Annotated in this window: 13 protein-coding genes and 5 pseudogenes; 11 read left to right on the top strand and 7 right to left on the bottom strand. The window is 69.1% G+C overall.

What is annotated here, in order from left to right:
* Nucleotides 1–446 (bottom strand): annotated as a pseudogene (locus ACWD3C_RS37730) (alpha-galactosidase); the annotation flags it as partial.
* Between the two features lie 559 nt (nucleotides 447–1,005).
* On the opposite strand from ACWD3C_RS37730, the pseudogene ACWD3C_RS37725 reads away from it, so the two are divergent.
* Nucleotides 1,006–1,673, top strand: a pseudogene (locus ACWD3C_RS37725) (response regulator); the annotation flags it as partial.
* A 155-nt stretch (nucleotides 1,674–1,828) separates the two neighbouring features.
* Nucleotides 1,829–2,164 carry a hypothetical protein gene (locus tag ACWD3C_RS37720; protein ID WP_256363076.1) on the top strand — a complete coding sequence of 112 codons (336 nt, stop codon included), beginning with the start codon at nucleotides 1,829–1,831 and terminating at the stop codon, nucleotides 2,162–2,164.
* 9 nt (nucleotides 2,165–2,173) lie between these two features.
* Here ACWD3C_RS37720 and ACWD3C_RS37715 read toward each other — a convergent pair whose 3' ends face one another.
* The 3 genes and pseudogenes from ACWD3C_RS37715 to ACWD3C_RS37705 all read right to left on the bottom strand — a co-directional run bounded on the left by ACWD3C_RS37715 (nucleotide 2,174) and on the right by ACWD3C_RS37705 (nucleotide 5,050).
* A complete protein-coding gene (locus ACWD3C_RS37715) occupies nucleotides 2,174–3,379 on the bottom strand; it encodes an FAD-dependent oxidoreductase (RefSeq protein ID WP_451151318.1) in 1,206 nt (401 codons plus the stop codon).
* A 241-nt stretch (nucleotides 3,380–3,620) separates the two neighbouring features.
* Nucleotides 3,621–4,316 (bottom strand): annotated as a pseudogene (locus tag ACWD3C_RS37710) (dienelactone hydrolase family protein).
* Nucleotides 4,211–5,050, bottom strand: coding sequence for a carboxypeptidase-like regulatory domain-containing protein (locus ACWD3C_RS37705; RefSeq protein ID WP_451151327.1), 840 nt, complete (start codon nucleotides 5,048–5,050; stop codon nucleotides 4,211–4,213). Before ACWD3C_RS37705 ends, ACWD3C_RS37710 begins: the two are co-directional and overlap by 106 nt.
* On the opposite strand from ACWD3C_RS37705, the pseudogene ACWD3C_RS37700 reads away from it, so the two are divergent.
* From ACWD3C_RS37700 to ACWD3C_RS37665, 8 genes and pseudogenes are all read left to right on the top strand, one after another.
* Nucleotides 5,050–5,324, top strand: a pseudogene (locus tag ACWD3C_RS37700) (hypothetical protein); the annotation flags it as partial. The gene ACWD3C_RS37705 and the pseudogene ACWD3C_RS37700 overlap by 1 nt on opposite strands.
* A 117-nt stretch (nucleotides 5,325–5,441) precedes the next feature.
* Nucleotides 5,442–6,275: a PaaX family transcriptional regulator gene (locus ACWD3C_RS37695; RefSeq protein WP_451151325.1), complete on the top strand. Its 834-nt coding sequence runs from the start codon at nucleotides 5,442–5,444 to the stop codon at nucleotides 6,273–6,275.
* Between the two features lie 316 nt (nucleotides 6,276–6,591).
* Nucleotides 6,592–8,091: a family 43 glycosylhydrolase gene (locus ACWD3C_RS37690; RefSeq protein WP_451151316.1), complete on the top strand. Its 1,500-nt coding sequence runs from the start codon at nucleotides 6,592–6,594 to the stop codon at nucleotides 8,089–8,091.
* A 77-nt stretch (nucleotides 8,092–8,168) separates the two neighbouring features.
* Nucleotides 8,169–9,599, top strand: a complete 1,431-nt coding sequence (locus ACWD3C_RS37685; protein ID WP_218517833.1) for a glycoside hydrolase family 43 protein — start codon at nucleotides 8,169–8,171, stop codon at nucleotides 9,597–9,599.
* 385 nt (nucleotides 9,600–9,984) lie between these two features.
* A pseudogene (locus ACWD3C_RS37680) lies at nucleotides 9,985–12,261 on the top strand (family 43 glycosylhydrolase); the annotation flags it as partial.
* Between the two features lie 316 nt (nucleotides 12,262–12,577).
* The gene (locus tag ACWD3C_RS37675) at nucleotides 12,578–13,045 is read left to right on the top strand and encodes a TniQ family protein (protein ID WP_451151314.1); all 468 of its coding nucleotides are present in this window, start codon (nucleotides 12,578–12,580) and stop codon (nucleotides 13,043–13,045) included.
* Nucleotides 13,046–14,149: 1,104 nt separating this feature from the next.
* The gene (locus ACWD3C_RS37670) at nucleotides 14,150–14,992 is read left to right on the top strand and encodes a MurR/RpiR family transcriptional regulator (protein ID WP_451151312.1); all 843 of its coding nucleotides are present in this window, start codon (nucleotides 14,150–14,152) and stop codon (nucleotides 14,990–14,992) included.
* A gap of 88 nt (nucleotides 14,993–15,080) precedes the next feature.
* A complete protein-coding gene (locus tag ACWD3C_RS37665) occupies nucleotides 15,081–15,659 on the top strand; it encodes a hypothetical protein (RefSeq protein WP_451151310.1) in 579 nt (192 codons plus the stop codon).
* A 231-nt stretch (nucleotides 15,660–15,890) separates the two neighbouring features.
* On the opposite strand, the gene ACWD3C_RS37660 is transcribed toward ACWD3C_RS37665, so the two are convergent.
* The 3 genes from ACWD3C_RS37660 to ACWD3C_RS37650 form a co-directional block, all read right to left on the bottom strand.
* Complete coding sequence (locus ACWD3C_RS37660) at nucleotides 15,891–17,282, bottom strand: APC family permease (protein ID WP_451151308.1); 1,392 nt, start codon at nucleotides 17,280–17,282, stop codon at nucleotides 15,891–15,893.
* A gap of 187 nt (nucleotides 17,283–17,469) precedes the next feature.
* Entirely contained in the window at nucleotides 17,470–18,120 is a 651-nt protein-coding gene (locus ACWD3C_RS37655; RefSeq protein ID WP_451151306.1) for a lipoprotein, read from the bottom strand.
* A 146-nt stretch (nucleotides 18,121–18,266) separates the two neighbouring features.
* Nucleotides 18,267–19,628 carry a diaminopimelate decarboxylase gene (locus tag ACWD3C_RS37650; RefSeq protein WP_451151304.1) on the bottom strand — a complete coding sequence of 454 codons (1,362 nt, stop codon included), beginning with the start codon at nucleotides 19,626–19,628 and terminating at the stop codon, nucleotides 18,267–18,269.
* Nucleotides 19,629–19,778: 150 nt separating this feature from the next.
* On the opposite strand from ACWD3C_RS37650, the gene hutU reads away from it, so the two are divergent.
* Entirely contained in the window at nucleotides 19,779–21,524 is a 1,746-nt protein-coding gene (gene hutU, locus ACWD3C_RS37645) for a urocanate hydratase (protein ID WP_451151302.1), read from the top strand.
* Nucleotides 21,525–21,895: the final 371 nt, after the last annotated feature.

Below are 21,895 nucleotides of genomic sequence, written 5' to 3'. Positions count from 1 at the left end.
CCGCAGCCGTTCTTGCCGGCGTCGGTGTAGATGCCGGCCTTCAGGCCCTTGCTGTGGATGTAGTCGGCGATGGCCTTCATGCCGCCGGGCCACAGGGTCTCGTCGACGGCGATGGAGCCGTCGGCGTTGCGGTCGCCCTGCCACCAGCCGTCGTCGAGGTTGACGTACTGGTAGCCGGCCGCCGCCATGCCGGAGGACACCAGGGCGTCGGCCTGCTGCTTGATGACGTCGTAGTCGATGCTGCTGGCGAAGCTGTTCCAGGACGCCCAGCCCATCGGCGGCGGGGTGACATCGATCTGGCTGGTGCTGACGGCGGTCGGTTCGACGGCCAGGGGCGCCGACGGCTCCTGCCGGTCGAGGCTCGCCAGACCGGCGACGACGAGCCCGACCGCGAGGACCCGGGCGGTGACGCGTCTGGCCCATCTTCGTGCAGCGGTGTGGGACATGCGGCTCTCCAGGGGGAGGGACGGGGGAAAGAACGTGATCTTGGCGGGACGGTGGACCCGGGGCGTCGTGAGAGAGGGCTTGGGGCACACGCCTTTGCGGCCACCGCCGTTCTTGTCCGAAATACCGGACTGAGATCGAATAACCGGTCAGAAGGTAGGGCTGCGACAAACCGCAGGTCAACGGTTTTGTCGTTTCTCGTTGGATTTTGTGCGGCAGAATCAGCTGGGGGCTCCGCGCGCCGTGGCGACGCCGACGAGCCGGCTGTCGAGATGAGGCCGTGGGCCGTGAGCCGTTGGACGCGGGCGTCGGTTGAGGACCCGCCGGACTCTGCCTGTCAGCTCTGTGCCCCTCAATCGGCCGTTCGGCCGCGATCCCGCGTGTGCGGGCTGGTTGTTCATGCCTGTTCGGCCGAGGCGGTGGTCCCTGCCGAGAGGGGAGAGCGGAGCCCGGTCTCCGCCCCGACCGCGGTGGTACGGCGAAACCGCCGCAGCCACGCCTCCGCCGCCATGTGGCAGGGCCGCACGGGTTCGTCAGATGACCAGGACAGGAGAGATGGGCATGACTATCCGGGTGGTCGTCGTGGACGACCAGGACATGGCGCGCTCGGGGTTCGCCGCGCTGCTGTCCGCGCAGAGCGACATCGACGTGGTGGGGGAGGCGCCCAACGGCCGACTCGGCGTCGAGGCCAGCCGCAACACGCACCCTGACGTGGTGCTGATGGACGTACGCATGCCTGAGATGGACGGGCTGGAGGCGGCTCGGCGGCTGCTCGATCCGCCGCCCGGCGTCGCGCACCGCTCCAAGGTGCTGATGCTGACCACTTTCGACATCGACGACTACGTCTACGAGGCCCTGCACGCGGGGGCCAGCGGCTTCCTGCTCAAGGACGCCCCGGTCGCCGAACTCGTGCAGGCGGTGCGGGTGATCGCGGCAGGTGATGCGCTGCTCGCCCCGTCCATCACCCGTCGCCTCATCGAGGACGTGGCTCGGCGCCGCCCCGTCCCACGCCCGAACACCCGCCTGCGGCTCAACGGCCTCACGCCACGGGAGTCGGAGGTCCTGCTGCTGGTCGCGGGGCCTGTCGAATAGGGAGATAGCCCGCGACGCTGGTGGTGGCGGAACAGACCGTCAAGACCCACATGACCCGGCTGCTCGCCAAGCTGGGCGCCCGCGACAGGGCCCAGCTCGTCGTCATGGCCTACGAGTCGGGGCTGGTCGCTCCGGGAACGTCGGCTGAGCCATGCCCGGCGCGGCTGACTGCGGTCATCACTGGCGGACAATCCCGGCGTATCATCGCGATCCGGGCATCGGTGCACCCCGGCCCCCGGGGCTCCGTCACCCCATACCCAGGTGTGACACCGGAGTTGCACCTGGGTATGACGTGCCGACTCGTCCCCACGCCCTAGCGTCACCGCGCCCTGATCAACCAGACCGGTTCGCACGGGCGCTCATACGGCAGACCATTGACGTCAACCACATCATCCTGCTCTACCGTGCCTACGCCGACGACCTCGACCGGGCCCGCGAGAAGCAGCGGAGACTGCTCGCGTCGCCGACCTCGCTGAAGGCCCAACTCGACGACATCGAAGCGGAGATCACCTACCTCTTGCTGCGCGAGACCCGACCGGAGACGGTGGTGGAGATCGGCACCTTCCACGGCTGGTGTCCCGGTCCCGGTTCCGGCCGGAACCGGGACACCCGGGTTCGTGGACGCTGACGTGTGCGCTTACTCGGGCAGCGGGAGGTGACCGATCACCTTCTCGCCAACGGCCGCGGACATCCGGAGAGCCTGGTAGCCGTAGCTGCGCATGGCTTCTTCGTAGGCGCCGATGCCGTCCAGGAGTGCCTTGTCGCCCCGCGCGACGGCGAGCAGTTCCCCTCCGAGGACGTGCGCGTCGCGCAGCGCGGTGTTGGCGCCGATGCCCAACGCCGGGCTCATGGCGTGGATGGAGTCGCCCATGACGGTCACGTTCGAGGGATCCCAGGCGGTCACCGGCACACAGCTGCGCAGGGGCAGCGGCTGCACCGTGGCGGTGTCCCACAGCCGGACGGTCTCCACCAGGGCGGGATGCCAGGAGGCCACGCGTTCCAGCGCGTACGTCTTCAGCTGCTCGGGTGTGGCGGCGAACAGCTCGGCGTCGGGCATCATGAGTTCGACGCGGGAGTTGAAGATGCTCAGCGCGTAGTTCTTGGTGGCTTCGTCCTGGAAGTCCTGGTCCTGTTCCTTGACCAGTGCCGAGTCGGGATTGCTGCGCTCCAGCGGGCCCAGGGTGAGTCCGGTGTAGTCGGAGTCGTAGGCCAGCGAGAAGGTGTTGAACAGCTGCGCCGGCAGCCTGGCCTTGGTCTCCTCGGTGATCGGGACCTTCGCGGCGATGTGCCGCGCGGCCAGGTCGGCGACCTTCACCTGCGGCAGCCTCTGGGCTCGCACGGCGGAGTTGATGCCGTCCGCGGCGATCAGCACGTCGGCCTCGACGGTCTCCCCGGTGTCGAGGAGCACGGAGACGGTCGCATCCGGGTTGGAGTGGTATCCGGTGACCTTGGCGCCGAAATGGACGGCCTTCTCCAGGCCGAGGTAGAGGATCCGGCGCAGTGTCGAGCGGCACACCACCAGATGCTCGGGGATGTCGGTGGGCACCCCGATGCCTTCGGTGGCGGACTTGTCGCGGCCCGGGCGGAGGTTGAGCTGCTGGTCGAACAGCAGCATGTCGTCGTTGGGCATGCCGGAAGTGGCGAGGAACAGCTCCCACAGCCGCGGCTCCAGGGCGGCGTAGAGGGCGGAGGTGCCGGTGGAGTTGATGTGGATCCGGTAGCCGGCCTCGCGGGCGCCAATGCTCGTGTCGCGCTCGTAGACGGCCACGTTCAGGCCGTGTCGGTTCAGGTAGTGGGCCAGCGTCACCCCGGCAAGGCCGCCGCCGGCGATGACGATACGCATCCCAGGCAAAAGTACTCCCAGTGCAAATAGTCTCGTACTCGGGAGCACACCGGGCCTCTCCCAGGGAGAGGACGATTGACGCGGCCAGACGTAATCGCCAGTGGCCTGCGCCCCGGACTACCAACCGGGATGCAATTTCGTGTGCTGCAGAATTCGTGCGCTACAGAATTCTACACCTGCATTCCGCCGGTGAGGGGCGGACCGGTTTTGTGACGTACAGCACTTCTTTTGGTTCAGCAGGTCAGATCGTGCGCGAGAGAAGGTCCAGCAGTGCCGCCCAGTGGCGTTCCGTGGCTTCCTGGTCGTAGGCGCGGTATCGGCCCGCGTGAAGCCGTGATGCGCCCCCGCGTGCACCTCGCAGCGGTGGCGTACGCCCGCCTCGGCCAGGGCCTTGTTCAGGCGCTCCATCTGCTCGGGCGGCAGTGCGCGGTCCTGGTCGGCGTGGCCGAAGTACAGCTCCGCGGTGATGCGGTCGGCGAGCAGGTGCGGGCTGTCCGGCGCGGTGGAGGCGAGGTTCGCGCTGTGGAAGTGGAGGCGAGGTTCGCGCCGTGGAAACCGGCCGCGGCGGCCACTCGGTCCGGGTACGTCCCGGCCGTGCGCAACGCCAGCCCGGCGCCCATGCAGTAGCCGGTGACGCCGACCGGCCCGCCCCCGACCATCGGGCATTCGGCCAGCCAGCGCAGGTAGGCGTCGGCGTCCCGCATTGCCGACTCCGGCGTCAGGGACCGACGAAGTCGGGCAGGTCGATCACCGGCGCCCGTCCGTGGCGGTAGAAGACGTTGGGTACCAGGACGGTGTACCCGGCCGAGGCCAGGCGGTCGGCCATCTTCTTCAGGCGCGGGCGCAGCCCGAAGGCGTCCATGTAGGGCAGGACGGCGGGGAACGGGCGGGTGCCGTCCGGATGCGCCAGGTAGGCGTCCGTGCTGCTGTCCTGCATGGGAATATCCACCGGTATTCCATGAAAGCGGTCATCTGCATCATCCTTTCCTTGGTGCGAAATTTGGTCGAGGTACCCAAGAGGGAGATCTCGGCATTACGGCTGGTGTCGTGTGTGATCGCGCCGATTCGTTCTGTTCCGCCACGGGGCTTCGGTGGCGCCCGTGCGACAGGTGATGCTTCACCAATTTCAGTGCCTTGACGAAACATGGAAAACCTGGTCAGTGCGATGCTCGCTTTGACGGAAAGGAATAATCCACTCGCTGGCAGTCGGAGGTCGAGCGCGTCGAGGCGTTCGTGGCCCGATGCCTGTCTGTCGCGGCGAGACCCGGGACCCGAGGGGGGAGTACGTGGTCCTGGGCCTCGCGCGGGGCGCCGTCCTGTCCCTGCGGAAGGCGCCCCTACCGGCACGGCCGCTCCGCTCAAGCAACCCCGGGCCGGTACGTCTGTGAGGGCGCGTCGGTCAGGTTTCGCAGTGGACCAGTTCGAGGTCCTGACCTCCAGGTGGTGCCCCCCGCCGACCGTCAGGTGCACGCTCGCGGGCGGATGGCCGGCGGCGATGACCGTGTACTCGCAGGCGTCCAGGTCGGTGAAGTCGTAACCGCCGTCCGCCCCGGTGATCGCGTCGGCCACCGCGTCCCCGGCGGCGTTCATCAGCGTCACTCGCGCATCCGCCGGCGGCGTGTGGCCGACACCGGCGCGTACGGTTCCCTGAAGATGTGTGCTCGGCCGCAGCGGTCACCGCGGCAGGCTCCGCGCCCTTGCTGCGCCAGGCCTTCGTCGAGAACGCGGGCCACTGCACGTTCAGCACTGGCGAAGGGGGCGCCGCTCTGCACACCCTGAGACCCGCATCACCACGGGCCACTGGCAGGGCACCGACCCTGCCACGCTCAACGCCCGTGCTACGGAGGCCGATCCGTGCGGGCGGGCGCGTTATGTGTCCTACCAGCCCGCGCCGTACCCGCGCCCCTATGACCTGTCCCACCCCGCCGACCGGTACCGGCCCTGACGCCACGCCACGCCACGCCACGCCACGCCACCCGCCGTGCCCGCGGCGGGCGACCGTACCCTTGCTGACGTGACGCTCTCCGAGGTGAACTCCGACGTGGGCGACGGGCACAACGGCATTGCCCCGGACTCGCCTGGCGGACCGCAACTGCGCCCCCAGTCGTTGTTGCTCGCCTTCTTCGGTGACCACGTCCTCGAAGAGGGCCCGCCGTGCGTGTACTCGGGCAGCATCATCGACGTCCTCGGTCGCGTGGGAGTCGGGGAGCAGGCCGTCCGCTCCACCCTTACCCGCATGGTGGGCCGCGGCCTGCTGCAGCGTCAGCGGCAAGGGCGCCGCATGTACTTCGGCCTGACCCCGCACGCGACCCAGATCCTCCACGACGGCCGGAAACGCGTCTGGGAGACCAGCGCGGTCAACGACGACTGGGACGGAACCTGGACCCTGCTGGGCTTCCCGCTGCCCGAAGCCTGGCAGCGTCAGCGCCACGACCTGCGCTCGCGGCTCACCTGGTCCGGATTCGGTCCTCTCTACAGCGGGCTGTGGATCGCGCCGGGTGGTGTCGAGGTCTCCGAGATCGTCGCCGAGCTCGGCATCGCAGCCCATGTCAAGATCTTCCACGCGCGCGCCGACGCCGCCACCGACGTCGACGTGATGATCCGCGACACCTGGGATCTGGAGACCATCGCCGCCCGCTACACCGCTTTCGAAAACCGATGGATCACCCACGTCGGCGATCCGTCCGTCGACCCGCTGGCCACCCACCTGCGCCTGGTCGCCCAGTGGCTGGGCGCCATCCGCACGGATCCCCGGCTGCCCGTCCGGTATCTGCCACCTGACTGGCCCGCCCGATCGGCGGAGGAGACCTGCCGGCGCATCGCGGAACAGACGGAAGAGCCTGGCCGCCGGGTGGCCGCCGAGCTGCTGGAGACGACGCCTGTGGAACCTTCGTGAGCATGGGTGATGCCGACTGACCGCCTGACGGCCGTGAGCCCGGCCAGGCACCAGCCGTCTTTTCTCCTACCCTCTTGACACCTTCTTGCGATCCTTCTAACGTCTGGCCGAATTCTCGGACACTGTTCAAAATACCGAACAAAGTGGGTAGTTGGTCCTCGGGTGCCTCCCGTGCCGCCGAAGGGCCATGACACGACGTGAGCCGCATGACCCGACCTTCCCGCCCAGGCGTCGCGAGCCGTTGACAAGCTCCACCGTGACGCCATGGCCCGCCCTGTCCCGTTGTCCTCTTCCGCGTCAAGGAGCCGCATCCGTCATGGGCATTTCAGGCAGTAGCTCTGCTCTCGTCCGCCGGCTGTGTGCCACTGCGACGGCGCTCACCGTCGTCATCGGCGGTGTGACGGTCGGGACGGTGGTGGCCGCGCCCGCCGCGCAGGCGGCCACGACGACGTTCACGAACCCGCTCAACAGCTCCGGCGCGGACCCGTACATGACCTACTACAACGGCAGCTACTATCTGATGACGACGCCGTACAGCGGGCCGCTGACGATGCGGAAGGCGCCCACCATCGAGGCGTTGAAGGCAGCCGCACCGGTACCGGTGTTCAGCGCCCACGCGACCGGCCGTGACCGCTACATCTGGGCTCCGGAGATGCACCTGCTCGACGGCCCCAACGGCAAACGCTGGTACATCTACTACTCCGCCGGTACGGGTGACATCGAGGACCAGCGCGTGCACGTGCTGGAGAGCGCCGGCACCGACCCGCTCGGCCCGTACACGTACAAGGGCATGATCTTCGGCGCGAACGACTGGTGGGGCATCGACGGCAGCGTGGTCACCATCGACGGCCGGCTGTACTTCACCTGGTCGGGGGTGCCGACGCCGCAGTGGGCCGGATCCGACCCGAGCATCTACATCGTCGAGTTGAGCAATCCGTGGACCGTGACCGGGTCCCGTGCGCAGATCTCCACCCCGACCTACTCCTGGGAGAAGCAGGACACCCCGATGAACGAGGGCCCGGTCGCGTTGCAGCACGACGGGAAGACGTTCATCACCTATTCGGCGAGCGCCTGCCAGGGGCCCGACTACAAGCTGGGCCTGCTTACCCACACCGGCGGCGACCCGCTGAACGCGAGTTCCTGGGTGAAGAGCCCGGAGCCGGCCTTCCAGCGCAATGACGCGAACAGCGTGTACGGCCCGGGCCACAACGGCTTCTTCCGGTCCCCGGACGGCACCGAGGACTGGATCGTCTACCACGCCAACTCCTCGTCCTCCCAGAGCTGCGGCACCACCCGCACCACCCGGATCCAGAAGATCACCTGGAACGCGGACGGATCCCCGAACCTCGGCGTCCCGGTGGCGACCGGCACCGCGCTGACCGTTCCGTCCGGCGAGCCTTCGGTGACGTACTACCGGCTGACCAACCGCAACAGCGGAAAGGTCATGGACGTCCAGGCACCCAACACCGACAACGGGGTAAAGGTCGGGCAGTACACCTGGAACGGCAAGGCCTGGCAGCAGTGGCGCTTCGTTGACGTGGGCGACGGCTACTTCCAGATCGAGAGCCTCAACAGCGGCAAGTGCCTGGATGTGAGCGGCGTGTCCACCGCCGACGGTGCCGGCATCATCCAGTACCCCTGCCACTCCGGCAGGAACCAGCAGTTCCAGTGGGTCGCCACCGACGGGTACCACCAGCTCAGGGCCCGCCACAGCGGCAAGTGCGTCAACGTCGTCGGCGCCACGACCGAGAACCTCGCCCTGCTCGAACAACGAACCTGCGGCACAGCCGCCAGCTTCCACTGGTCACGTAACTGACGACCAAACAGGCGGCACTACAACCCCGATCCCACTCCCTCCTGATTGAGGCACCCGTAGAAAGACAGGGAATACACATGTCCGCGTTTCTCGCCCGGCTGGTGGCGATACTGTCCGCCGCCTGCCTGCTCTTCACATGCCAAGGCCTGATCATCCCCGAGCGGGCCGCCGCCGCCGACCCGGGCTACCTGATGGTGCACTTCACCGGGGAGGGGTCGACCAACCAGCAGATGTACCTCTCGCACAGCACGGACGGCCTGAACTGGAACGACCTCAACGGTGGAGGCATGGTCCTGCGCTCCACGGTCGGCACGAAGGGGGTGCGCGACCCCGCCCTGGTCCGCGCCCCGGGCGGTGACAAGTACTGGATCATCGCGACCGACCTGTGCATCGACTGCGGGCAGTCGTGGGGCGACGCCATCAACGACGGCAGCCGCAGTCTCGTGGTGTGGGAGTCGACGGACCTGGTCACCTGGTCGCAGCCGTGGCTGCTCAACGTCGCCGGCGCGATCCCCGACGGGCGCAACGCGTGGGCGCCGGAGGCGATCTGGGACCCGGCCAGCAACGACTACGTCCTGTACTGGGCGACGAACAAGCCCCTCAACGGCGCGACGAAGCACCGCATCTACTACGCCCACACCAGCGACTTCCGCTCCATCACCACCCCGCAGACCTACATCGAGCGCCCCGGCAGCCAGGAAATCATCGACACCCAGATCATCGAGGTGCCGACAGGCGTCGGCAACTACCGCTACGTGCGCGCCTCCGGCGACGGTCAGATCACGCTCGAAGGCAGCAACTCGATCCTCGGGACGTGGACCAACCTCGGCAACCTCTCCGGCATCGGCCTCACCGGCTCACAGGTCGAAGGCCCGATGTGGATGAAGTTCAACGGTCGCAACGAGTGGGGCCTCTACCTCGACCAGTACGCCACCGGAGGCGGATACATGCCGGTCACGACGACCGACCCCTCCAATCCCGCCGCTTACCAGAAGCAGACGTCGGGAAGCTACAACATGGGCGGCACGAAGAAGCGCCACGGCTGGATCCTGAACCTGACGGCCGCCGAGGAGAGCCGCGTGCTCGCACGCTGGCCCAACACCGCGATCAACCGGCTCCAGTCGTACAACTTCCAGGACCGGTACGTCCGGCACACCAACTTCGACGTGCGCATCGACCCGAACATCACCGGTCCGGACGCCCAGTTCCGGCTGAGGACCGGCCTGGCGGGCTCCGGCACCGTCTCCTTCGAGTCGGTGAACTTCCCCGGCTACTTCCTGCGGCACTCCGGCTTCGACTTCCAGCTGGCCTACAACGACGGCACCACCGCCTTCGCTGCGGACGCCACCTTCCGCCAGGTCGCCGGGCTGGCCGACGCGGCGTGGTCGTCGTTCCAGTCGTACAACTACCCGGACCGGTACATCCGCCACTACGCCTACCAACTGCGGCTCGACCCGATCACCAACGCGACGGGGCGCGGCGACGCCACCTTCCGCGTGACGAGCTGACCCGCGCCGACAGGGATACCGGCGCCCTCACCGCGCCCCCACCTGCCCCCGCTCTCCAGCGGGGGCAGGTGCACGTGGGAGGCCTTGTCAGGGACGTCGCAGCTCCGCGGTTGCCCGGCGGTCGGTCGGACGTATCAGGAGTCCGCGGGCGGCGAGGAGTTGCCGAGCCTGGAGAAAAGTGTCCGACCTGTCGGACGCTGTTCGAAAACTATTGACGTTGATCGTGTCCCAATTCACACTCGCCAACGCGATGTCAGACGGGCGGACATCAGCACGTCGGTCGAGGCCTCGCGCACCCTGCCTCACCCATGTCTTCTTCAGGGGATGTGAACCCATGCACAGCGTGAGACCTCAGCGCCGCCGAAGATTCCGGCAGAGCGCTCTGGCCGCAGTGGCCGCCGCCGTCTCGCTTCTGGTGGGCGTCGTCGGCCCGGCGGCTCCCGCCCAGGCGGCGGAGATCACCGACGGCCTGGCGCTCTGGTACAAACTCGACGCCACCTCGGGCACCGTGGCGGCGGACGCCTCGGGCAACGGCCGGGACGGAACCGTCAACGGCACCGCGGGCTGGTCGGGCGCCGGGGAAGGGCTCACGTTCAACGGCTCCGACACCTACATCAAGGTGCCGGACAACATCATGAGCGGCATGAACGCGATCACCGTCTCGTTGGACGTGCAGATCGACGCCGCCCAGGCCACGCCGTACTTCCTCTACGGCTTCGGCAACACCGCCAACGGCACCGGCAACGGGTACCTGTTCACCACCGGCAACTCGTTCCGGACCGCCATCGCCTCCGGGAGCTACACCACCGAGCAGAACACCCAGGCGTCCGCCACGCTGCAGCGCTCGGTCTGGAAGCATGTCACCTACACCCAGACCGGCAACACGGGCGTCCTCTACCAGGACGGCGTGGAGGTGGCCCGCAACACGTCGGTCACCATCACCCCCGGTTCCATCGGGTCCGGCACCACCACGGCCAACTACATAGGCAAGTCGCTCTACACCGGTGACAAGCTCTTCAAGGGCAAGATGCGCGACTTCCGGGTCTACAACCGCGCGCTGGCGCCCGGCGAGGTTCTCGAACTCAGCGGGAACACCACGGGCATCGCCAAGGCCGCCCACCCCGCGCTGAAGATCGACGCCGTCATCGACGACGCCAACAGCAGGATCACCCTCCCGCTGACCGAGGGCACCGACCTCACCGCGCTCGCCCCGCAGTTCACCCTCGCCAACGGCGCGTCCATCAGCCCGACCTCCGGCACCCTGCGCGACTTCACCGCGCCCGTGACGTACGAGGTGACCGGCTCGGACGGTGCGAAGCGCACCTGGACGGTCGAGGCGCTGGTCATGAGGAGCCCGGTCCTGCCGGGGCTCAACGCCGACCCGAACATCGTCAGGTTCGGCGACACCTACTACATCTACCCGACCACCGACGGCTTCGCGGGCTGGAGCGGTACGCAGTTCAAGGCGTACTCCTCCAAGGACCTGGTCCACTGGCAGGACCACGGCGTCATCCTCGACCTCGGACCGGACGTCAGCTGGGCCGACAGCAGAGCCTGGGCCCCGGCGATCGAGGCGAAGAACGGCAAGTACTACTTTTACTTCTGCGCCGACGCGAACATCGGTGTCGCGGTCTCCGACTCGCCCACCGGCCCGTTCAAGGACGCCTTGGGCAAGCCGCTGCTGAAGGCCGGTGACTACACGGGCCAGATGATCGACCCGGCGGTCTTCACCGACGACGACGGCCAGTCGTACTTCTACTGGGGCAACGGCCGGGCGTACGTCGTCCCGCTGAACGACGACATGGTGTCCTTCGACGCCTCCATGGTCACCGACATCACCCCCAGCGGCTACAGAGAGGGTGCCTTCGTCGTCAAGCGCAAGGGCACCTACTACTTCATGTGGTCGGAGAACGACACCCGGGACGAGAACTACCGCGTCGCCTACGCCACCGGGGCCTCGCCCACCGGTCCCTGGACCAAGCGAGGCGTGATCCTGGAGAAGCGCCTCGACCTGGGCATCAAGGGGCCCGGCCACCACTCCGTGGTGCAGGTGCCGAACACCGACGACTGGTACGTCGCGTACCACCGTTTCGCCATCCCCGGCGGTGACGGCACCCACCGCGAAACCACCATCGACAGGATGGAGTTCGACTCCAGCGGCCTGATCAAGAAGGTCGTCCCCACCCTGAGCAGCATCGACCCGGTCTCCGGCGGCACCACCCTGCCGACAAACACCACCCGCTCGCTTGAGTCGGCCAACTTCAGCGGCCGCTACGCCGTCGTGCGGTCGGACAGCCGCGGTTACCTCGACCCGGTGACGTCCTCCAGCACCACGGCGGTCAAGCAGAGCGCCACCTTCACCGTCGTCCCCGGCCTGACCGACTCCAAGTGCTACTCGTTCCGTGACTCGTCCGGCCGCTACCTGCGCCACATGGACTTCCGGGTCCGCTTCGACGCGAGCAACGGCACGACACTCTTCAACAAGGACGCCACCTACTGCGCCCGGCCGGGTTCGGCTACTGGCTCGGTCAGCCTGGAGTCGTACAACTACCCCGGCCGCTACCTCCGCCACTACAACTACGAGCTGCGCGTCGACCCCTACCAGGACAACGCGACCTTCCGCGCTGACAGTTCCTTCAGGGCGGTCAGCCCCTGGGCCTGATCACATTCCCTCGCTCGACAGGTGACCCGCACGGCTCTTCCGTGCGGGTCACCTGTCTGCCGTGCGGGTGACCAAGAGAGCCGGCAGTCGGCCCACCAGGCTGCCATCGTGTTCAAGCTGGTCGAGTCCGCCCAGGTCCGCTGGCGCGCTGTGAACGTACCCCCTGGCGCCTATGCACGCGGGATGGCGAGCGTCATGGCGGTGTTTCGGGGGAGAAAGCACCGTGCGGTAGTTGCCGTCGAGTTCTTGACGCGCTGGGGAGGAACTGCTGGAAGGAGACCACGGACGTGCCAGGCCCCTTGCGTCGACTCGCTCTGTGCCCGATCCCTATCCCGGGGAGTCGCTGTTGAGCTGGGCGGACGCGCTCGCGCGACTCAACCAGGTCTCCCGGACCGTCGCACTGCGGATGGCGGGTATGGCTGACTCCAGTTCAGTGTCGGACATATTCGGTTACCACGTCAGCGACGCCTTCGTTCGAGCGGTACGGCACACCACCGGGGTGACGGAGGAACAGGTGCGAGGCATGACGCTCGCTCACTACGCGGGAAGGGCACCGGACCCGCTGCCGCAACACGAGCCGGAAGGACAAGACCTCCTCGCCAGGTGGAGATACCGGCAGCGGATGGTGCTGCGCCAGTACTCGAACGCCTGCCCGGCATGCCTGCGGGAGAACCGTGCCCGATGGCTCCTGAAGTGGCCGCTGGCCTGGTCCTTCGCATGCGTGGAGCATGGGCGCTACCTGATCTCGACGTGCCGGGGCTGTGGCGCCGTCCTTCATCTGTGAACATGGCCTCCCGCTCACGGAGTTCGCGCAACAAGTCGGTGCTCTGACCCACTGCGCCGGCACCACCCGAGGCCGGTTCCCACCCCACCGCAGAACCCAACCGCACGACGGACAGCGGTCCATCAGCATCACCTGGTGTTCGGGGCACACTGCCGCGCACGACAGCTTCCACCACAGTTGCCACACCCCACCCGACACGAGCAGACAGCACGGGCACGCACGGCTGCCGTACACCGTCACCCACTCCCGTCCCTCCGATGGCAGGTGCGCCTTGCCCGCCGAGAGCACCGCCGCCACGCTCAACGGCCCGCCCTCGAAAACGGACAGGTGCATCCCGTCCGCCAGGCCGCCAGGAACACCCGTCGCCGCGTAGACGGTCTGCCGGGCCGCCTCATCGGACCGCACCCCGAACACGGGAGTCCGGACCTCCCCCGAGAGCCCCGCGGGCGAAGTCCCATCAGGTTGGCGACCTCCGCCGGCGGACACCGGTTCACTCGCGCCATCCGGTCCACCCATGACCCGAATGTCTCACCCGCTCGCGGAGCCGTGACCAGCGCTAATCGGCGGGGCAGCACCCATTCACTCTCCGAAAGTGATCTACGTCACTATCATTTTAGGGTTCACGCTATCAAGTGCACTATCACTTTGAGGTTCACGCTCTCACTTCAAGCCTCCGCTCTCAGTCGTCGAACTGGATCATGAGGTGTCCCTTGCCTGGCCTGTATAACGTCATGCAGAGTTTTTGGTGTCTGAATAGGTTGTCAATGGCCTGGCGTCAAGCGCTGGTTACGGATGGCCGGCGGACGGGAAACGGCGTCTGGTTGAGGGGAGTTTGTGAGCCATGTCGTCTCGGATCGGGGACGGGGCCGACGCGGCGGACTCCGTGGATGCGGCGGATGTGGCGAATGCGGTGACCCTTGGTGTGGTCGTGCTCGACGGGTGCGCGCTCGGTGCGGCCGATCGGCCGCCGCCGCCGTTGGGGCGGGTGGGGGTACCGGTTGGGGATCGGGGGCCGGTTCGGGATCGGGATTCGGTTCGGGGGCAGGATCAGGTTCGGGATCGGGACCCGGATCGGGTTACGGAGATGTGGAGGGGGAGCACGTCATGAGCGTGACCGACAGTCCTGCCGCGCGGCTGCAGGCGCTCTTCGAGGGGCACCGGCTGACGCCGACCCAGCGGCGGATCGCGCACAGCATGGTGCGGCGGGCGGCGGATGTGCCGTTCCTGTCGAGCGTGGAGCTGGCGGAGCTGGCGGGGGTGAGTCAGCCGTCCGTCACCCGGTTCGCGGTGGCGTTGGGCTTCGACGGGTACCCGGCGTTGCGGAGGCATCTGAGGGAGGTCGCTCCGGCCGAGCCGGTGGCCGACACCACGTCGTACAACGAGTACCAGCAGGCCGTCGAGGCCGAGATCGAGAATCTGCGGCACCTGGCGGAGGTGCTGGGCGATCCCCGGCCGGTCGAGCGGGCGGGACGGCTGCTGGCCGCCTCCCGCCCCCTGCCCGTGCTCGGGCTGCGGGCCGCGGCCTCCCAGGCGTACGGCTTCGGCTACTTCGCCGCCAAGGTCCATCCGGACGTACGGCTGCTCCACGAGGGCGGGACCATGCTCCACGACCGCATCGACGCGGCGGTGCGGGCGGGGGCGACGGCGCTGCTGTGCTTCGCGCTGCCCCGGCATCCGCGCGAGGTCCTCGACACGCTCACGTATGCCAAGGAGGCCGGGCTGACCGTGATCACCGTCGCCGACTCGGCGTTCGCGCCCGTCGCCAAGGTCTCGGATCTGCTGCTTCCGGCCGCCGTCGGGACGGGGCTCGCTTTCGACACGGCCTGTGCGCCGATGCTGCTCGGGCGTGTGCTGCTGGAGGCCATGTGCGACGACCTGCCGGATGCGCAGGCGCGCTTGGAGGAGTTCGACGCGAAGGCTGTGGCCAGGGGGCTGTTCGTGGAGTAGCCGGGCTTTCTCAGGCGTGTTTCACCTTCGCTGGCTAACCTGTCCGCCGACAGTCGTACGACCTTCGGGAACAGGAGGAGGCGGGAGCGTGGCGCGCGGAGGGCATGGGCTGGCTCGGGTGGCCGTCGTCGTGAGGGCCGGGGCCGTGCCGTTGTGGTGGCTCGGGGTGTTCGCGGCGGGCGTCGGGGTGCTGGTGCCGGGGCTGACCGGGCGGTGGATCGGGGTTCTGGCCGGGGCCGCGCTGTTCATCGTGACGGCCGCGGTGGTGGCGTCGGTGCGGCGTAAGCGGTACGGCACGCTGGGGCTGGGGGCCCCGCGGGCCGGGAAGTACGACGTGCTCCAGGACCGGGCCGTGACCGTACGGAGGTGGCGGCGCGGTCATGGGTGGTGGCTGCTCCTGGCGTTCGCGGCGGCCCTGGGGAGTTCCTTCGCGGTACCCGCGGCCGGGGGCATGCTGCTTGCCGGGTGCGGTGTCGGCCTGTGGCTCAAGGCCGGGTGGCTCGGGCGCCGGGAGCGGGCGGAGGGCTTGCTGCTGTGGGTTCGCGTCGACTGGTTGTCGGGGCGGGGTGGGGCGCCGGTGGGCAAGCGGGTGAAGGCGTACCGGGCTACGGGGCTTGAGGCGGGGGATGCGGTGGCTGGTGGGCGGCGGAAGGCTGCCGCCAGGTAGGGCGGGGGCCTCCGGCGGTTGGGCGGGGGCGTCTGCGGGTGTGTGGGCGCGGGCGCCTGCTGTGGTGGGGGTGGGTCGGGGCCGTGCCGGTGTGTCCGCCCGTCGCGTGTGGACATACGGCTCGGGGGTTGCAGGAGGCGGGTTCGTCGAGCCCTCTGTATGCGACGGGCGTTGACACACCGGCACGGCCCCTCCCACGCGTGGGCGGCCTTCCCGCCGTGGGGCGACGCGCTATGGGGTCGGTGGGCGTTTTGGGGTCTGGGACTCGCCCTTTGCCCGTAGCACCAGCTTGTTGAGGGCCCAGAGGGCGATGCCGATGGCCAGGAGGATGGCGGCGCGGATGTAGACGTCGGCGGGGCGGTCGGCCAAGGGGCCGGCGAGGGTGAGGGCGGTGACGGCGCCGAGGACGGGGAGGGCGGTGGGGGTGCGGAAGTGGTGGTGGTCGACCGGGTCGCGGCGGAGGACGAGGACGGCGACGTTGACCACCGCGAAGACGCAGAGGAGGAGGAAGGCGGTTGTGTCGCCGAGGCCCTCGATCTCGCCGGTGGAGACGAGGCCGATGGCGAGGAGGGTGACGAAGACGATGCCGACGACGGGGGTGCGGCGGCGGGGGAGGACGCGGGCCATCCCGCGCGGGAGGATGCGCTCGTTGGCCATGCCGTAGCAGAGGCGGGAGGCCATCATGATGTTGATGAGGGCCGAGTTGGTCACCGCGAAGAGGGCGATCAGGGCGAAGAGCTTGTGGGGGAACTCGATGCCGCCCGCCTTCACCACTTCCAGGAGTGGGCCGCTTGAGCCCTCCAGGACTTTGTGGTCCACGAGGAGGGACGAGACCAGGGCGACGAGGACGTAGATCGTGCCGGTGACCGCCACGCCGATGAAGATGGCGCGGGGGAAGGTGCGGACGGGGTCCTTCGTCTCCTCGGCCATGTTGACCGAGTCCTCGAAGCCGACGAAGGCGAAGAAGCCCAGGGCGGTGGCGCCCAGGACGCTGGTGATCAGGACGTAGCCCGTGCCCTCGGCCTCGAAGTCGGTGAGGCGGGACGGTTCGCCGTCACCGGTGAGGACCGCCCAGGCGCCGATCGCGAGGATGATCAGCAGGCCGGTCAGTTCGACGAGGGTGAGGATCACGTTCGTCTTGACCGACTCCGAGACGCCGCGCAGGTTCAGGCTGGCGAGGACGAGGATGAAGAGGATCGCGATGAGGGTGGGCGGCAGCACGTCGCCGGTGAGTTCGGCGAGGTAGTCGCCGCTGAACGCGCGGGCCGCGGCGCTCGCGGACGACAGGCCCGAGCACATGACCATGAAGGCGACGATGAAGGTCAGGAAGGGCAGCTTGAACGCCCTCTGGGTGTAGAGGGCCGCGCCCGCCGCCTTCGGGTACTTGCCGACCAGTTCCACGTACGACGCGGCCGTCAGGATCGCCACGACGAAGCCGATGACGAACGGCAGCCAGAGCGCGCCCCCGACCTTTCCGGCGACCTTGCCGGTGGTCGCGTAGATGCCGGTGCCGAGGATGTCACCGATCACGAAGAGGATCAGCAGCTTGGGGCCGAGTACGCGTTTGAGTGCGGTTTCCTCGGCGGGTTTCGGAGCGCCGGCGGTGGTTTCGGCGGTGGACAAGAGAACCTCCCCCGATCGGTGATCCGTCCGGGGGAGTACTGCCCTTTCATGGGTTGAGGATGCGTCGCGAATGCAATCTCAGAGCTTTATCGGAGGTTCGGAAGCGCGGGCGGGGCTTGGGGGTGCGGGGGGAGGTTGTGAGGGGGCGGTGGGGCGTGGAGAGGGCTCAAGGAGTGCTCAGGAGTGCTCAGGAGTGCTCAGGGGCGCTCAGGGTTTGCTTCGCCAGTTCGTACGCCGGGAGCATTTGCTTGTGCTCTTCCGTGTCCAGGCCGCCGAGGTGCACGACGACCGGGCCGTCGGGGGTCGCGACCGCGAAGGCGCTCTCCTCCTTGGCCTCGTCGAGGAGTTCGACGGTGTGGAGGTACTCGACCTCGACGCCGGGCACACCGGCCTCCGTTTCGAACGTGCGGTACCTCTTGTCGCTCGTACCGTCCTCGTCCGCCATGAACGCCTCCAGGACCGCGCGGGCGTCGTCGTCGCCCGGGTCGCCGGTCCAGACGCGGAGGAAGCCGATGTTCCCGGCGGGCTTGGCGTCGATCTCGCACACGAGGGCCACCGGGCCCTGCCGGGCGATCGCGTCGAAGAGCTCCTCGGCCGCGTCACCGCCGGTGTCCACCGCCTCCGCCTTCCAGCCTTCGGCGATGTCGAAGGTGACGGGGAGTTCGCAGGGAGAGGCGGCGGCTCCGATCGTGCCGCCGCTCGTGGCGAGTGCCTCCGCCGTCTGCGGCGCCGTGCTCGTCGACGGCTTCGCGTCGTCGCCCGTCGCCGCCCCCGAGCAGCCCGTCAGCAACCCGGCCAGCAGGGCCACCCGGACCAGGCCTCTTGTCGAACTCCGCACTGTTCACATCTCCTTCACGGTTCGCGCGGGACACCGTATCGGAGGCGCGGAGAGGGAGCGGGAGGCAGGGGCGGCTGTACGGGGACTGCCTCTTTCCTCGTACGGCCGCCGATCGGAGTCGAGGACCGGTACCGGTGCCGGAGGCCTCAGAGGGCTGTGAGTGCCGTCGCGTGGGCTCCGCCCGACTCCGCCACGATCTCGTCGATGGTCTGCGGGTCCCGGACCGTCGCGAAGCGGATGCCTCCGTCGCCGTCCGGGGTGAAACCGTAAATGCCGGGGCGGGCGAGGGAGTTGTACGCGTAGTGGTGGGCGAAGTAGTACGCGCCGGTGTCCAGGGCGGCCGCGTAGTCGCCCTGTTCGAGGAGGGGGAGCGGGCGGGCCTCGGCGAGGAGGTCGCCGGCGAAACAGGCGGGGCCGGCCACGTCCTGGAGGACCTCGGGGCCCTCCTTGGGGCGCCCCTTCGGGTCGTACGCGGCGATCCGCAGGGGCCACGAGCCGGGCGCGTACACCGTGCGGGTCGCGACCTGCACCCCGGCGTGGGTGACCGCGATGGGCCGGCCGCCGGCGCTCTTGGCGTACTCCACCCGGGCGAGAAGCGTCCCGTGCTTGGCCAGCAGCGACCGCCCGAACTCGGTCACCAGCCCGTACCGCCCGCCGAACAGCCCCGGCACCGTCCGGGCCAGCAGCCGCGCGTACTCGGCGTACGTCGGTGCCGTCGCCTCGGACGCGAAGTTCACCGGCAGGCCGCCGCCGATGTCGATCGTGTCGATCTGCGGCCGCCCGAGACGCCGGTTGATCTCCTCGGCGAGTTCGTACGTCTCCGCCACGCCCCGCGCCATCAGGGCGAGCGGGATGCCCTGCGACCCGGTGTGCGCGTGCAGCCGGGTCAGCCACGGCCGGTCCAGATACGCCCGCACGACCCACTCCCGGGCGCCCTCGTCCCGCAGCGCGACCCCGAACTTCGAGGTGGCCGTGGCCGTGGACAGCGCGTCGATCGAACCGCCCCCGAACTGCGGATTCACCCGGACACCGAGCGGCGAGACGGTGGGCGCCGACCGGACGAGGCCATCGATGCGGTCCAGCTCCTGCGGGTTGTCCGCGTTGACGGCGATGCCCAGCGCCAGCGCCTCCCGCAGCTCCGCCGGTGTCTTGGCGGGCGAGTCGAGCACGGTCTGCCGCGTCGACATCCCGGCCGCCCGCGCGAGCGCCAGCTCCCCGGGGCTCGCCACCTCCGCCCCGATGCCCGCCTCACGCAGCAGCCGCAGTACGGGCACGAGCGGCGTCGCCTTCACCGCGAACGCGTGCAGTACGGGCGTGCCGGGCGCCGTCACCTCGTCGAACGCCGACCGCAGCGCCGCCGCCGAGGCCCGGATGCCGGTGACGTCGAGCAGCCCGGCCACGGGCGCGCCCGGCCCGAGCAGCCCCTGCTCCACGGCCGCCCGCACGGCCTCGTCCCGCCGGGCGGCGGCCTCGGACATCCCGCTCTCCGTGTCCTCCATGTGGCCCATCTCGTCCCCCGTCGTCCTGCCGAAGTGCCTACTCGTGCGTCCAGCCAAACATCCGCGACGCACCCCCGCCGACGCAAGGGCGTATTGACTAGCTCTATTCAGGAGGTCAGGATGTGAATAATCACTGCAACGGTCACCAGGAGGCAGAGCGTGTCCGGACCTCGCCCACCCGTCTCCCACCACCGCCCTCAAACGAGGCTCTACGGGCCGCCCTCTGGTCTTGTACGAGCCCCGCGCGGTACGGAGCTGAGCGCCCTGGGATGGCAGCAGGAAGCCGCCCTGCGCATGCTCCAGAACAACCTCGACCCCGAGGTCGCCGAGCACCCCGACAAGCTCGTCGTCTACGGCGGCACCGGCAAGGCCGCCCGCGACTGGCGCTCCTTCGACGCGATGGTCCGTACGCTGCGGACGCTCAAGCAGGACGAGACGATGCTCGTCCAGTCCGGCCGCCCGGTCGGCGTCATGCAGACCCACGAGTGGGCGCCGCGCGTACTCATCGCCAACTCCAACCTGGTGGGCGACTGGGCGAACTGGGAGGAGTTCCGGCGCCTCGAACAGCTCGGGCTCACCATGTACGGGCAGATGACCGCCGGCTCGTGGATCTACATCGGCACCCAGGGCATCCTGCAGGGCACGTACGAGACGTTCGCCGCGGTCGCCGCCAAGCGGTTCGGGGGTTCGCTCGCCGGGACGATCACGCTGACGGCCGGGCTCGGCGGCATGGGCGGCGCCCAGCCGCTCGCCGTCACCATGAACGACGGGGTCGCCATCTGCGTCGACTGCGATCCGCGCGCCATCGAGCGCCGCATCGAGCACCGGTACCTCGACGTGCGCGCCGACTCCCTGGAGCACGCCCTCCAGCTGGCGGTGGAGGCGCGCGACGCCCGCCGGCCGCTCTCCATCGGCGTCCTCGGCAACGCCGCCGAACTCGTCCCGCAGCTTCTCGCCATGGGCGCCCCCATCGACATCGTCACCGACCAGACCTCGGCCCACGACCCGCTGTCGTACCTGCCGGTGGGCGTGGAGTTCGAGGAGATGGCGTCCTACGCGGCCAAGGACCCGGCGGGCTTCACGGCCCGTGCCCGGGAGTCCATGGCCCGGCACGTCGAAGCCATGGTCGGCTTCCTGGACGCGGGCGCCGAGGTCTTCGACTACGGCAACTCGATCCGCGGCGAGGCCCAACTCGCCGGATACGACCGGGCGTTCGCCTTCCCCGGGTTCGTGCCGGCCTACATCCGCCCCCTCTTCTGCGAGGGCAAGGGCCCCTTCCGCTGGGCGGCCCTCTCCGGTGACCCCAAGGACATCGCGGCGACGGACCGGGCCATCCTCGACCTGTTCCCCGAGAACGAGTCCCTGGCCCGCTGGATCAGGATGGCCAGGGAGCGGGTCCACTTCCAGGGGCTTCCGGCGCGCATCTGCTGGCTCGGCTACGGGGAGCGGGACCGGGCGGGCGAGCGGTTCAACGACATGGTGGCGAGCGGCGAGCTGACGGCTCCGCTGGTCATCGGGCGCGACCACCTCGACTGCGGCTCCGTGGCCTCGCCGTACCGCGAGACCGAGGCCATGCTCGACGGCTCCGACGCGATCGCCGACTGGCCGTTGCTGAATGCCATGGTGAACGTGGCATCCGGTGCGTCGTGGGTCTCCATCCACCATGGCGGTGGTGTCGGCATGGGGCGGTCCATTCACGCGGGGCAGGTGACCGTGGCCGACGGGACGCAGCTCGGCGGCGAGAAGATCCGGCGCGTGCTGACCAATGACCCCGGGATGGGTGTCATCCGGCATGTCGACGCCGGGTACGACATCGCCGAGTCGGTGGCGGACGAGCGGGGCGTTCGGGTGCCGATGCGTGAGGGTGCCTCGGAGGTTGCCTCGCAGGAGGGTGGCCAGGCGTGACCCAGCGGCAAGGTGACCCGGGGGCTGCGGCGCGGGACGGCAACCCTTCGGTGGGGGCCGGTGTTTCGCCGCCGACTGCGGCTCCGGCTGTGCCCACCCTCCCCCACTCTCGGCTTCGATCGAGCGGGGGGACCCCCATCGCCCTGCGGAACGACTGCCCACAGCCTGGCGAGGAGCGGGTGGCTGATGGCCCGGAGACGGTGAGGGCCGGCGGTTCGCAGCCCGTAGCGGGTGGTGGGCCGGAGCCGGAGTCTGTGCGGGGTGGCGGTTTGGAGCAGGAGTCCGTGCGCCGTGGTGGGTCGGAGCCCGTGCGGGCCAGCTGTTCGCAGCCCGTGGTGGGAGCTGGGCCGGAGCCTGTGCAGGGTGGTGGG

Source organism: Streptomyces sp. NPDC002845, from assembly GCF_053591955.1.
This window is presented reverse-complemented; position numbering and strand designations above follow the sequence as displayed.